A 14,037-nucleotide genomic window follows, 5' to 3' on the forward strand; every position below is an offset into this window, starting at 1 on the left:
TAACTCCCCAGTACTCAACTCGGGATCAGGAGGTGTCGGCGGCGGCGTACCTGGATCCTCCTCGGCAGGAATCTCCGGCGGCAGCGCCCCGTCAGCGACTGGCTCTGCTCCTGGTGCAGGTGGCGCACCCACATCAGCCCCTCCGGCCCAAGCGACCGCTCCCGGCTTGCCCCCCTCTGGCGCGCCTTCAGCGGCCTCCACGACGCCTACGGCAGCCACTTCGACTAGTGGATCGGGCGCAGAAGGCGCCGGATCGACCTCTGGCGCCACTTCTCCTCCCACTCAGCCGATTTCGCAGACCTCGGCGACGGTACCTACGGCTCAGGGGTCGGCGGCAGTCGCCGTGCCAGCTGCCCCTCATTCTGCTGCCTCGGGGGCCGAGGTGGCCCCTATTGCTGCCTCTGCTGCCGGTCCGGTATCCGCAGCAGTTCCTGCTGCGGCGGCAGCGCCGATGTCGGCCGCGCCGCTGAGCGCTGCAGCCGCGTCGATTGCTTCGGCGGCTGCGGGTGCTGTTCCTACTCCCCCGTCTCCTGTTCCGCCGCCGGCGCCGGTGTCTCCGGTGACGCCTCTTACTCCGGGCGGTGCGGTTCTGCCGCCACCGCCGACTGTTGCGGCTCCCCCTGCGGCCACTGCTGGTGTGCCGGCGACCGCGTCGCCGGGTTCCGCGCCCGTACCTGCGCCAGCTCCTGGTCATGGGCCGCCGCCTGGTCCTGCCCCGACTGCACACACTGCTGCGCCGTCGTCGACGCCGGTGTCTAATGCGTCGCAGCCGCAAAATCAGGATCCATCGGTGCCACCATCTGATGGTCCCGCGGCTGGCGGGATTGGCGGTCCGATCATCGCGCCTCTGACCGATGGTGGGGATCCGCTGATTGTCCCGGCAGTGTTGACGCCTCCAGTGAATCCTATTGTCGCCATTGAGAATCAGGACCTCGCCACTGTGCGGGCAGTGGTGGAGGCTGCTGGCGGTGCGGCCGCGGTACGTTGGGCCGCCGGCATGGTGGTCACCAGCGGTCGCCGGCAGGTCGTGCTCACCTCCGACCGTGGCCGCGGCTGGGTTCCTGCCGAGGCGTTCCTACCCGCCGATGTGGTCATGCCGTGGTCGCATGACGACTCCCCTCGATGGGAGGGGATCCTGGATCCGGCCCGGGTAATCGTCGAGTACGCCGCAGCCGCCGGCGGCCAGCTCACAGCGCTCGCCTCAACGTTCTCGAGCTCTCCTGCCGTGGCCGCCGGTATCGCGTGGGCATTCGTAGACGGGACCGACCGCGCTCATCCCGAGCTGCTCAGCGGGCCTGTGGTGACCCGATTCGAGCTGCAGGTGTCAACTCCGCGGCGCCGAGCGGTCAAGCACATCGTCGAGCCGGTCAAGCAGCGTGAGCAGGTGCTGTGGCTGGCGTTCAGTGCTGATGAGAAGGCTGGCTCGTCCAGAACGCGCCACAAGCTGTTGTCGACGTGCCGAGATCACCTGGGGCGAATCGACCAGCCGCGCTGGGTCGCGTCGTTGCCGTGGGAGCAGCTGGAGGAGGAGTATCACCAGCTGTGCATCCAGGAGCGGGCGGCCCGGCTCGATGTGCGTGACATCCCTGTCGGCCAGTTGGACACCGAAGGTGGCGCGTGCCGGCCGCTGCTGGCGCAGGCGTATGCGACCGAGGCTGCGCTGGCGTTGCGCAATCCGGTCGCGCTGCGTGCGTTGGCCGATGCCACCTATTCATGGAGCATGCTGCTGGACACTCAGTCCACCTCGGCGCCCCCGGAATTCGTGGGGCGGTGAGCCGAACGGTCGCCATTGGCGGCGCATTGCTCTGTGGTTTCTTGGCGTCGAAGTACACGTCGATCCTCGACGCGTTACGTGGCGGAGTGGGGCAGCTCGGCCACCATATGCAAACGCCCATCGGTGACAAGTGCTGCGAGAGTTTGATGTCCCTCTCCATGCCGAGTATTCCGTTCTTACGTCAGTCTGAATTCGCGGCCAGCGTCAGTCAGTCGATAGACCTTTGATCCGCGAATCGGGTTCATGCCGATATTGCTTCGCTGTCTGCTTTCGACCAGCCCCTTTCGCTCTAGCTGGGACAAGACCGAGCTGTGATCGGTTCGGCTCCGACCGCCGATGTCCATTGGCCGGAACCACTCACCCTCATCGAATCCGGTGCGCTGCACGGCTTCCAGCACATCTGCTTGCTTCTCGGTGAGGATTACGTTCATTGCTTCAAGTCCTCCGAGTCCAGCAGGTCTGTGACCTCGTCGAAGTCGACATAGATGGGGCGGCGGCACCTTCGTGACGACACCGAAGCGTCCTGAGGGCTGCTAGATCGCGGAGCAATACGCTTGCGGCCCAATCCTCGCCGCGCGCTTGCAGGATGCGCTTGACGCGAAAAATGGTCCATGGATCGACAAACCGACCCGTCTTGGAGTGCCCTTTCAACCTGTAGGACGGCCAGCCGTTCGGGTGAGGGCAGCGTTTTCACTGGATTCCTTTCGTGCCGATAATTCTGCGGCGGGTTCCGCCGTGTATCTGGACGCGAGCTATGAAGTCCTTTGGGGGCCTTACCATCGCCGCAGGTAGTGGTCTTGTTCAGCCGGAAAATGCCCCTGAAGGGAGCGCGCGCCAGCCAGCACCTGGCGCCGGCCGCCGGACGTGCTCGGCGGGGTCTGAGAGTGAGGTGCTGGCGGCGTTATGTGATGCTGGCGGCCTGCGGCGAGGTTCCTCTGGTGCTCGCACCGAAAGAGTAGTGCGACCTGGCCTGATAGCATGTCCCCGCGTTGAGGCTGGCCGGCCTATCCCATCTCCCAAGCACGCTGGGGGACGTGTCGTTATGGCTGCTCGGTTACGCGGCTGGACTTCTGCTTCAGCGACCAGGTCCTCGACGACCACGAACTTGGCGCACCCACCCGGCGGCGGCGCCCACATCCCGCACTTCGACCACCCCGCCGACGAACGAGAAGCGCTCCGCACCTACACCAGCGGCCGTCGCGGGCCGGCTCCACGACGACGCCGGGCCGTGATGGCGCTGGTGTCATTTGGTTATCGTGGCGTGGTGATCATGCGTGTCTGGGGGGCGACGCATGCCGGGGGCGAGGGAGGCGCGCGGTTTTGTCGCTGTGGGGTGGCTGAGTGGCCGCCGTGTTAAGGGTGGGGTCGGTGTTTGCCGGGTACCGAATCGAGCGACTGCTGGGTGCGGGGGGCATGGGCACCGTGTATCTGGCACGTAATCCCGATTTGCCGCGCAGTGAGGCATTGAAGGTGCTGGCGCCGGAGCTGTCGCTTGATCCCGACTTTCGGGCGCGGTTTGTCCGGGAGGCCGACGTGGCCGCGGGGCTGGATCATCCAAACATCGTGTCGGTGTATCAGCGTGGGCAGTTCGAAGGCCAGCTGTGGATCGCGATGCAGTTCGTCGACGGCGGCAACGCTGAGGATGCGCTGCGGTCGGCGACGATGACCGCTGCCCGGGCGGTGTATGTGGTCGGCGAGGTCGCCAAGGCTCTCGAGTATGCCCACCGGCGTGGCGTGGTACATCGCGACATCAAACCGGCGAACTTCTTGTTGTCGGGGCAGGCTGGCTGTGATGAGCGAGTACTGCTCGGTGATTTCGGGATCGCCCGTGCGTTGGGCGACAGCGGGTTGACATCGACCGGGTCGGTGCTGGCGACCTTGGCCTATGCCGCGCCGGAAGTTCTTGCCGGGCAACGTTTTGATAACCGCGCCGATCTCTATTCGTTGGGGTGCACGCTGTTTCGGTTGCTCACCGGTGAGACGCCGTTTTCGGCCGGCGATGCGGCCGCCGCGGTGGTGGCGGCTCATCTGCACCAGCCGCCGCCGAAGGTCAGCGATCGGGCGCCAGGGCTGTCGGCGGCGATGGACGCGGTGATCGCCACGGCGATGGCCAAGGACCCGGCACAGCGGTTCCCCTCAGCACGAGAGCTGGCGCACGCGGCCGCTGCCGCCCTACACCAGCGCAGCATCGTCGGGTGGGCGCAGCTAAGCCCCGCGCCGCACGACAAGTCCCCTCCCGCCGAGCCCGAGCTCCCGTGGTGGCAACATCCGGTCGGACCAGCGACTGTCATGGCCCCGCCGGCGCCGACACCCTCCCGACGGCGCCGCTGGGTCGTGGCCGCGGCGGCCGTGGCAGTGGCCGCAGTGATCCTCACCATGACCCTGACATCACATTCGCCGAATGCACCATCGCGGTCCGCCACAGCCCTGGCCCCGACAGCGACCACTACAACACGGTCGTGGCCGCCTATCGTGACGCCCGCCGGTCTGCCCGGCTTATTGCCACCCCTAGACGACGTCAAGAACTTCACGGGCGTCCAGGAATTGGTCGCCCAACCGCCCTCATTTCAACCCGCTAAGACCGTCAGCTACCCTGTCGACCGCGAAGAATGCGCGCCGTTATTCGGGGGCGGCGCCTACAACTCATATGACATGCGGGCAGTCGTCGGTTACTACTCCTTGTTCAGCGAAGACCCCCGCAATGAGCCTTCGCTGCAGCAAGTGGGACAAGTGGTCCTAGCTTTTCCCGACGCGGCCGCCGCCCAACGGCAACTAGTGGAATCGCTATCGACTTGGCATCGATGCGGAGGTTCGACACTAACGTTATTGGCTCATAACGGGTTAAAACCGGTCACCGTGTCGACGAGTGTTCCCGACATCGGTGACAACGGCATCACCACGATGGTGCTCAGAGTGCAGGGACCGGCGCTGCGGGCACGTAACGACCGCGCGATCGCCGCCAAGAACAATGTGCTGGTCGACGTCGACGTCATCCTGGTGAACACCGACCGCGGCCAGCAAGCCGTCCTCGACATCACCAACTACGTCCTGGGCAGGATTCCCGGCTGAGCACCACGCTAAAACCCAGCTACCCTCAGCAACCGACTCGTGACCTGGACCGCATGACCCGCCTCCGCAGCGGGACCGGCGCGGCTTGCTAAAGCTAAACGGGGACTCAACCGGGCCCTGCAAACGCCGCGCACGCGCGGCTGGCCAACACATCGAAATACAAAGCCAAACTGGCCGGTGTCACCGTGGTTGAGGTGCCAGCGGCCAACACCAGCCAGCGTTGAAATCAGTGCGGACACACAGCACGGGAGAACCGCGAAAGCCCCCCAAGCGGTTTACGCCGCAAACTGTCAGTGACACCACCGACAATAGAGAAATGAACAGCTTGCTCGACGACCTCGCGGGGACGGTCAAAACGGCAGTGATCGTATCTTCGATCTTGGTCGCTACTGCGGTCGGGTGGTTTACGTGGCGACAGATCCGCTCACTGCGATGGTCGGCTCTTGCAGTGCTGGGAACGTTCGCGCTCTTGTGGGTGGGAATCATCCAGCCACTTGGCCACCTGGCCGACCAGCCTGGCAGTGCTCCTCCACCCGACGAATCGTCTTACACCCGGTGAAGTCCAAGCACTCGACGATCGAATCAGCAGCCTGATCAACTGCGGGAACATGTTTTCCGGTGACCGCGATGCCTTTCCGTTCATCGTCTATAGCGCCCACTTGCCGCCCTGACAATTCGGCGGTCCACGATCGCTATGCGGCCTTCTGCTGCCATGTCCCACTGGAATTAAAAGGATCTCGTCAAGCCGGAATGTGTCGGAAACCCACGGGCCTTCGACAGCCATGCGCCCGGGGTCGAAATCGCCACGGGGCAAACAGTTCTCGTTGTTATCGCCGCGGCCAACCGTGATCCAGCTGTCTTCGATGAACCCGACCAATTCCGACCGGGCCGTGGGCCAGCACCCTTGGCCTTCGGATACGGCGCGCACTACTGCCTCGGGGCGGCGTTGGCGCGACTGGAAATCACCACGGCCTTCCAGCAGTTCGCCAGGCAAGCCCTGGCCGCTATCCGCGACTTCGCCCGAGCCGCTGGCTAAGTCCAGCCGCGCGCTTACACAAGCCCGCAGACCGCCTCAACGATCGGCCCTGAAATGAGGGTCGCACAGGCGCGTGCCTGCAAGGTGAGGCGAGTATCCGGCGTGCGCGGTCCCTTTTGCCGACCCCACGTCAGCACCCACTGAGGCAGCGCAATCGCTGACCGTCGGCGCTGACACGGTGGTGGCCGCCGGCCAGCGCATCGCGGCCACCGCGATAACCTCCGCCGCGCAACGCGCCGTCCTGGCCGCGATGAAGAACCATGTTCAGGCTGCCAACAACGTCGTCGAGACCAACCGACGTCAAGCCGCCGACCTCGCCGCCGGAGTCAGAAACATCGACTACAAACAAGGCCCCCCGGGGCCAAGGCCACGACGAATTCGATCTAGATACGCAGTACTCTTGCCCGCAGGGCCTTCCCGGCGGGGTGGCGCCGCTGGTCAATCCGACCGACTGGACGCCTTCTACCCAATCGTGTGTGATTGCTATCACCATGGGAGGCATGGGGATGTGGTGCCAGGCGTCCAAGACCTGCGCAAGCAAGGCTTGTTGAATGACGCTGACCGTTTCTCGGCGAATAAGGGGTGAGTCAACGATATGCTTTTTGCGATGATTATAGGCAGGACGTGACTATGCTCAATACTTTGGGTGAGTATTGGTGGATTCTGCCAGTGCTGTTGTACTTCATTTTGCTCGCGGTCGTAATGCGTCGTGGAATGTGGGCAACAGTGGGACAGAAAATCTTTTGGATTACTATTTGCGTGCTGATTCTACTAATTCCGACCAAGCCCAAGCCCTCGAGTTACGTTTTGGCGGTACTCGTCGTGCTCAACCTGTGGTTATACAGGTGGTCGTTACGCAGGGGAAATTTCGTGCTCAAGAGGTCGTCGAACGCGGCGGTGTCAGACCCGTCGGATCAATGAGTCATGAGACCTCCGAGTCGGATGAGATGTGAATGACTGCTCGACCCTGGCGAAATCCTCACTCGGACTTAGGCTCACTCTGAGATCGAAGCATCGTCCTCCCCCAGGTTGTGCCTGCCAACTTATCCGCCTATTGGGGGAGTTCTGGATGCGCGGGACGCACGAATTCCCCAGCGCGACAGACAGTTAGATGGTCTGCGTCTGAAACCCAGGGCCGATGACACGTCCCCGAACCTATGACGTGGCTAGACAGCGACGCCGGATAGGGCCCTCCTTGAATGCCTCGTCGACCCCGGCCTTCTCCCTGATGGGTGACTACGCGGGTGCCGGCTCGAGCGCAGCTGCCGCTGCCTGCAGGATCTTGCGGATCGTCTCATGGTGCAGACCGGTGCTCGTCGAGATCGCACGTGGTCGTGATCCCGCAGCCCACACACCTCACTCTCTATGGAGAGAAATATTTGAATCAGGCTCTATTTGGCCAATGGCGAAGGTGGCTAACGCTTTTCGCGCAGACACGCGAGATCTTGCTCAGGTGGCTATGCCACGCTGTTTGGCCGGGTAAGCCGCTGTGGGGCTGTGGCTAATGTGGTGGCTAACCCGTGGCTAAGCGTGGCTAGCACTTGTGATCAAAGCCGTTGCCGGCGCTGGCTTTGTCGCGAAACACCGCTTGTTGGTGGGGATTCCGGCGTCGACGCGCGGCTGCCGCACGTTGAGGACGACAAGCAAGCGAACCCGCCCTGAAATGCCCCTGCATAGCAGTGGTTGTTGAGGCAGCCGCCTTGGGGGTCATCACCGTCCTGATGATCCTTGACCCACGCGTGTTCGGGCGTAAGATTTCAGCTCGAGTCCTACTTCGACTTCGATTTAGGGGAAATATCATGCCGTCAGAGGACGAGCCGTCTCCCCAGGACGAACATGCACTTCCTAAAGCTCACTTCGGAGTTGACCTCCGCACGCTCGTCGCCCTCGAGGCGTGGGTCCATCCACGCATTATGACTGCACTGAGAGAGGATCCGAATGGCGCTGTCGCCGAGATTGCCGCGAAGCATCGCCTGAATCTTCCGGACATGAATTTCAAGGTTGTCTTCGATGAGCCCGGAGACTATACCCTCGTCGTGCCAGAAAACCCGGCGGGCAAATCCCCGGCCGAAGTACGAGCGATGCGCTCGAAGAGCCCTGGCGACCTGGAGAAAGGTAGCGGAGGCATGCATTGCACCTTTACGTACGAGTGCCTCTGCCCCCCGAGCCAAACAGGTCCATGTTCCTGTAGCACGATTGCCGGCACAGCCTGCCAGGACAATCCGAACCATACAAAACCGTGGTACTGCAAAGCATGGTATGACCCTGACACTATGTAGGCCTTGCACGGACCCACGGTGGTGCTGTGGGTGGTAACTGAACCGTTCCCTGTGTTCCGGGCGTTCACGCTTAGAGAGCGATTAGAGTTATTACGTCAGGGCGTAATTCGCGATCGGCTCTCGGACGATCAAACCCGAGCTGCACAAGCCGCCCTCGATTCTCTGTGCAACGCTTACCTTGCGGGCAACACGCGCCTGCTCGATTTGTCCCTTAGCGCGTTGGGAACTGACCAGCAAGGTGTTCTTCCGGTGCTGATCGGTACGGAATCCACCACCGAGCTTCCATCGCGTCCTCGGTGGCAGGTCGTGCTTGAGGACATCTTAGCAACGATGGCCGTTACGCCCGCTAGCGTCCGCGCCGGAGCCCACAAGGACCTTACGGTTTTCTTTCGACCCTTCGTCAGATACGCGGCTGCGCGGCTTGATCAGTACATCAGGACGGTCAGCAAGACTACCAGTGCCAGATTCGCGATTGGAGAATTAAACCGGCAGTTCATAATGAGCTTGCTCGAACGCCTCTGTCTGTGCGGCCTGCCGGTTATCGTTCTTGAAATGCATAAGGCCCGAATGCTGGGAATGATCGCTGGGAGCACACCAGAGCAGCGGTTCGACCGTTTCGTGGACGCCAACTTAGTGAGCTCTGAATGGATTCGCGAGACCTTATACCGCTATCCAACTCTTGCGCGGATGCTCGCAACGATCACGGATTTCGAAGTCAAGGCGTGGTGTGATTTGTATTCGCGGATCGCGAAAGACTTTGACCCACTGCTCGCCAGCGGGCTTCTTTCACTGAATTCCAAGACCCTCGTATCGGTAGAAGCAAATCGCGGAGACCGTCATAACAACGGCAAAGCCGTAGCGGTATTGGAATTCGATTCCGGAGAGCGCGTGATCTATAAGCCGCGGCCAATGCGTTTGGCTGCCCGATTCCAAGATTTCATGCGTTGGCTTGTGGCTGAGGGGTTAGATCTGCCTTCGCACATAATCGCAATCTTAGATAAAGGGGAGTACGGTTGGGCGGAATTCGTAGCGCCTTTAGAGTGCACGGATGTTGGCGGTGTGAACCGATTTTATCGCCGCCAGGGAATATTGCTTGCAGTTCTATATGTGCTTGACGCAACCGACTGTCATTCGGACAACGTTATTGCGAGCGGCGAGTTCCCGGTTTTGATCGATTTGGAAACCATCCTTCATAATCAACCGAATCTGAGCACCGAAATTAGTTTCACCCATGCGCTGCGCGAGGCCGTCCTCGCACAAACTGTCCTGCGGGTTGCCTATCTCCCACAGGCTTTCGAAGGGTCGGCCGGAATCGCCGATTTCAGTGCACTAGGCAGTGGCGACGCGGATCAAGAAGGGCCCTTCCTTGCACCGCAATGGCAAGGACTGGGAACCGACGAAATGAGGCTGGTCAGCGATCTCCCCGGTATCTTGCGTGCGGGGTGCAATCTACCGATTGTGGACGGAAATCCCGTTTCAATTCTCAACCATCAAAACGATGTCGTCGAGGGCTTTGAGCTCGGCTATCGCTTCTTGCTACGCAAGCGCAACTTGCTGCTCGCGCCGGAGGGGCCGCTGGAGCTGTTCCAGGATTGCGTGGGTCGTCATGTCGTGTGGGCGACTCAGAGCTACACGCAATTGACCGTCGAGAGCTGCCATCCGAGCTGCATGGATGATGCAGTTGAGCGTGAGTTCGTGATCAACGATCTCTGGGAACGTATCGATCGGGATCCCCACCTCAAACCACTCGTTGACAGCGAAAAGGCCGCCATTTGGAATCTCGACGTGCCATGTTTCCACACCCGGATCGGAGGTCGTGATCTCTGGGACGAGAATGGCGAACGGTTCGAGAACTACTTTGCAGCATCCGCGCTAGATCGGGTGCGAGACCGGATTCAGGAAATGGGTGAGCGCGATCTGGAGATTCAGCGTTACGCCGTCAAAATGAGCCTCGCGTCGATTGACCTCCGCGGCGGTCCTGGCGCCGCGCATCTGCCTCCCAAAGCCGTCGAGACAATTGATCGCACCCAGCTCGTCGCGGCCGCACAAAGCATAGGTGAACACCTGATCACGCTAATGCTGATCGTCGACGATGAGGCTTGGTGGCTCGGTCTACGACCGATTGGTACCGATCGATACGCTCCGACGGTCCTGGGAACCGATCTCTACTCAGGTAGCTCGGGCATCGCGATGTTTCTTGGCTGGCTGGGGCATTTAACTGGTGATGCACGGTTCTCCGACGCCGCCCGCATGGCTATCGCTCCAAGCCTGCGCGAACTGGCAAGCGCAACAAGCGGATTCGGTGCATTCACCGGCTCTGCTGGGGCGTTGTATGCCGCAAGCCACCTCGCATGGCTCTGGCATGAGCCCCAACTACTCAATGAAAGTGTCAAGGTATTCGAGAATCTTAAGACGCGGTTGGATGAAGATCTTGTCTTTGACATCGTCGGAGGAGTCGCCGGCAACATCATGATCGCTTTGACAATGTACAAAGTCATGAATGATCCTGTTGCGCTTGATTTCGCGCGTGCCTGTGCTGATCACCTGACCGCACATGCCGAAGCCTGCGCACACGGTTTGGCTTGGCGTACGCAGGGACTCGATAAGTCTTGTCTTTACGGGTTTGCACACGGTAGTGCAGGGATAGGCTTCGCGCTGGCAAGCGTTGGCGATGTCACGGGAGAATCTCATTACCAGGAGGCGGCGATGCGCGCATTTTCCCAAGAGAGCATCGCATATGTTGCAGAGCGAAAGAACTGGCCTGACCTCCGTCAATGTGACGACCGTGAAGGCATCGAAGCGGCAGGTTGGGCTTGGGCTTGGTGCCACGGTGCAGCCGGAATTGGTCTCGCACGCGCAGGGCTCGTCCGTGACGGGCAACACAGCGAGTTGCGAACTGATATAGAGCGAGCAGTATCCTCAGTCTTGACGTATGGTTTTGGCAGTAACGCGTGTCTTTGCCACGGAGATCTGGGGAATGCCGAATTCCTGCATCTCGCTGGACAAGCACTTGGCAGGGCAGACCTCTGTGAAACTGCTTTGCGTGTTGGATGCACCATTGTTGACGAACACACGGACAAACGAGGTTGGCCGTGCGGTATTGCAGATGGGCTAGAATTGCCCGGGCTCATGTGTGGGTTGGCTGGAATCGGGTACGAATTTCTACGGCTGGCCGATCCCCAACAAATGCCATCTATTCTCTTGTTGGAGACTCCCGGCTCATTTAGCGCGGACTATTGAATCTTGTACCTGACCGAGCGCGCGACCTCTTACACGGTGCGTTGACAAGATGTTTACTGTGACCACCCGACTCGACGCCCGGCATCGCGCGGAACAGGCCGAACGGATGGCGGCGACTGGCGCGACATGGCAGGAGATCGCCGACCAGCTGGGCTACCGGAGCCGCCAGGCGGCATCCCAGGCAGTGAAGCGGCTAGGTAACCGGACCCCGCCCGAGACGGTGGAGCAGGCCCGCGCCAAGCATGACAACGCTTTGCGGCTTCTCCAGCGCAGCAGCTTCACCCGATACCTGACGGCGCTACAGGATGGCGACGACGGCATCGCGCTGCAATACGCCAAGGAGATCAGGAGCACCGTGGTCGAGCGCGCCAAGCTCGTCGGTGCGTTCGCGCCAGCGCAGGCGGTGGTGGATCTGAATGTGAGCACCGACGCAGAACTGATCGACAAGCTCGCCGAGTTAGAAGCCCTGCTTCTGGAGCGAGACCGCCAGCGGCAACTGTCGTCCGGCAACATCATTGAAGCGGAGGTAATCGAATGACCGCGACCACAAGCTGAGCTGGGCGTTCTGCTGGAAAGGGCACGGGCGCTGGCCATCGGCGATCAGCAGGACTTCGGGTTCGAGGTGCCCGCGCGCACCGAATCGGTCGCCCACGTCGCCGAGGGTGGCAGCACAGGGTTGTTCGCCGCGCCGGCCAAACCCAAGACGGCCCCGGCCGGACCAGGCCGCACGGTGGCCACCAGTTCGCAGTTGCTGCACGAGGCGATCGCCGCGGTCTATGACGGCCTGGGTTTCGGTGTGCTGGCCGCTCCGGTGTTCCGGGACTTGGTGATCGCCCGAATTGTGGAACCGACCAGCAAGCTCGACGCACTGCGAGTCCTTGCCGACCTGGGTGCACAACCGGTGTCGTATAGCACGATTCAACGCCACCTCCGGGCGATTATCGACGACAAGTACCGAGAGGCGATCGCGGCGAAATGCTTTGAGCACGCCCAAAACCGGGGCACGCTGAGCCTTCTGCTGTACGACGTCACCACCCTGCATTTCGAGGCCGCGAGGGAAGATGACCTACGCAAAATAGGCTACTCAAAGGATCGGCGGATCGATCCGCAAATCGTCGTGGGACTGTTGGTGGACCGCACCGGCCTGCCACTGGAAATCGGTTGCTACGAAGGTAATACAGCCGAGACCACGACCATCGTGCCGATCGTGACGGCCTTCCAGAAACGTCACAAGCTCACCGATGTGGCGATGGTTATCGCCGCTGACGCCGGCATGCTGTCCTGGACGAACCTCAAAGACCTTGACGCCGCCGGATTCTCGTTCATCGTCGGCTCGCGGCAGACCAAAGCCCCCGGTGACTTGGAATCGCATTTTCATTGGCATGGCAACGCCTTCGCCGACAGGCAAGTCATCGACACTGTCATCTGAGATCGAAGCATCGTCCTCCCCCAGGTTGTGCCTGCCAGCTTATCCGCCTATTGGGGGAGTTCTGGATGCGCGGGACGCACGAATTCCCCAGCGCGACAGACAGTTAGATGGTCTGCGTCTGAAACCCAGGGCCGGTGACACGTCCCCGAACCTATGACGTGGCTAGACAGCGACGCCGGATAGGGCCCTCCTTGAATGCCTCGTCGACCCCGGCCTTCTCCCTGATGGGTGACTACGCGGGTGCCGGCTCGAGCGCAGCTGCCGCTGCCTGCAGGATCTTGCGGATCGTCTCATGGTGCAGACCGGTGCTCGTCGAGATCGCACGCTGCGACTGGGCCCCGTCATGGGTGAACTCAAGGATGTCGGCGATTTGATCGATCGGGCGATCCGCGATCGCCTTTTGGCTCGGGTTCTGCTCCTGGACCGCGCGTGCGATCTCCACCCAGTAGCGGCGGCGATCCGCGGCACGCTGGGCCTGCTGGGTTTCCTGTTGTACGCGAACAGCTTTTACCGTCATCGGTCGGACCCGGGAGAGAATGGCAGCGCCGTGAGCGGTCGCCAAGAGGCTCACGGGTGGCACCACCCCGATCGCTGCCTTCAACCATGGCGCTAGCTCATTTCCGGGCGGGATGATCGCGTGCAGAGCGTTCGACCCGACGCTGGCCATCGCCGCCAAGGCCAGCACCCACCAGAAGAATCGGCGATTCGCGCGCTGCTGCTGCCCGTACGCACCGAGGGCTAGGACTGCCATCGTCGCGGACAGGATGGTGCCGTCGACGATGATGGGCCACAGCGGCGCCAAGTCGTGCGGGTAGCCGGAGCGGATCGCGAGGTCGGTGAGCGATGCGAAACTCAGAATGAACGACGCGATGCCGATGACGGCGGTGATCGACACGGCCGCATACCGGGTCGCGTGCAGCATCCTCGCCGATCCCGGCGCGGCCATGACTTCTTCATCGCCGGCGAGGACGAGGTCGTCGTCGAGGATCGGCGTTGTTAGGCTCGGCAGTCGCGTGATCGGCATCGTTGAAGCCGGAGTGGATCCGTTGCGGGTGGGGTGGGTGTCCAGTGGGGCGTCGTCGACGGCAGTCATGGCGTCCTCAAGGCTCGGCGGGGGAAATCGTGGTGTCGCGACGGTGATTAGTCGAATGATGCTGGCGCACAATGCCAGTGATCATTCATCGCTGCAAATCGTAACACCGCGATGGCG

General features: G+C 61.8%; 8 protein-coding genes and 3 pseudogenes. 6 read left to right on the top strand and 5 right to left on the bottom strand.

The genetic code is table 11. From position 1 onward, the window contains the following. Positions 1-270 (bottom strand): annotated as a pseudogene (locus F0Q45_RS28620) (hypothetical protein); the annotation flags it as partial. Between the two features lie 87 nt (positions 271-357). Next, positions 358-630, bottom strand: coding sequence for a hypothetical protein (locus tag F0Q45_RS10895; protein WP_149653969.1), 273 nt, complete (start codon positions 628-630; stop codon positions 358-360). 160 nt (positions 631-790) lie between these two features. On the opposite strand from F0Q45_RS10895, the gene F0Q45_RS10900 reads away from it, so the two are divergent. Then, a complete protein-coding gene (locus F0Q45_RS10900) occupies positions 791-1,774 on the top strand; it encodes a hypothetical protein (protein ID WP_149653970.1) in 984 nt (327 codons plus the stop codon). 176 nt (positions 1,775-1,950) lie between these two features. On the opposite strand, the gene F0Q45_RS10905 is transcribed toward F0Q45_RS10900, so the two are convergent. Next, the gene (locus F0Q45_RS10905; RefSeq protein ID WP_149653971.1) at positions 1,951-2,205 is read right to left on the bottom strand and encodes a helix-turn-helix transcriptional regulator; all 255 of its coding nucleotides are present in this window, start codon (positions 2,203-2,205) and stop codon (positions 1,951-1,953) included. A 910-nt stretch (positions 2,206-3,115) separates the two neighbouring features. On the opposite strand from F0Q45_RS10905, the gene F0Q45_RS10910 reads away from it, so the two are divergent. Both F0Q45_RS10910 and F0Q45_RS10915 read left to right on the top strand, forming a co-directional pair. Then, on the top strand, positions 3,116-4,843 hold the full coding sequence (locus F0Q45_RS10910) for a serine/threonine-protein kinase PknH/PknJ (protein WP_262490946.1): 1,728 nt from the start codon (positions 3,116-3,118) through the stop codon (positions 4,841-4,843). Positions 4,844-5,618: 775 nt separating this feature from the next. After that, a pseudogene (locus F0Q45_RS10915) lies at positions 5,619-5,822 on the top strand (cytochrome P450); the annotation flags it as partial. A gap of 187 nt (positions 5,823-6,009) precedes the next feature. Here F0Q45_RS10915 and F0Q45_RS27605 read toward each other — a convergent pair. Beyond that, complete coding sequence (locus F0Q45_RS27605; RefSeq protein WP_188112873.1) at positions 6,010-6,183, bottom strand: hypothetical protein; 174 nt, start codon at positions 6,181-6,183, stop codon at positions 6,010-6,012. Between the two features lie 1,993 nt (positions 6,184-8,176). Between F0Q45_RS27605 and F0Q45_RS10920 the strand changes: the two genes are divergently transcribed. From F0Q45_RS10920 to F0Q45_RS10930, 3 genes and pseudogenes are all read left to right on the top strand, one after another. Then, positions 8,177-11,398: a type 2 lanthipeptide synthetase LanM family protein gene (locus F0Q45_RS10920; RefSeq protein WP_149653973.1), complete on the top strand. Its 3,222-nt coding sequence runs from the start codon at positions 8,177-8,179 to the stop codon at positions 11,396-11,398. Between the two features lie 49 nt (positions 11,399-11,447). Next, positions 11,448-11,936 (top strand): hypothetical protein, encoded by a 489-nt coding sequence (locus F0Q45_RS10925; RefSeq protein ID WP_149653974.1) that lies wholly within the window; start codon positions 11,448-11,450, stop codon positions 11,934-11,936. 12 nt (positions 11,937-11,948) lie between these two features. Beyond that, positions 11,949-12,821 (top strand): annotated as a pseudogene (locus tag F0Q45_RS10930) (IS1634 family transposase); the annotation flags it as partial. Between the two features lie 238 nt (positions 12,822-13,059). On the opposite strand, the gene F0Q45_RS10935 reads toward F0Q45_RS10930, so the two are convergent. Further along, positions 13,060-13,920 (bottom strand): DUF2637 domain-containing protein, encoded by an 861-nt coding sequence (locus tag F0Q45_RS10935; protein WP_262490947.1) that lies wholly within the window; start codon positions 13,918-13,920, stop codon positions 13,060-13,062. Positions 13,921-14,037: the final 117 nt, after the last annotated feature.

Origin of the sequence: Mycobacterium simiae, assembly GCF_008370645.1 — a bacterium.
Taxonomy (GTDB): Bacteria; Actinomycetota; Actinomycetes; order Mycobacteriales; family Mycobacteriaceae; genus Mycobacterium; species Mycobacterium simiae_A.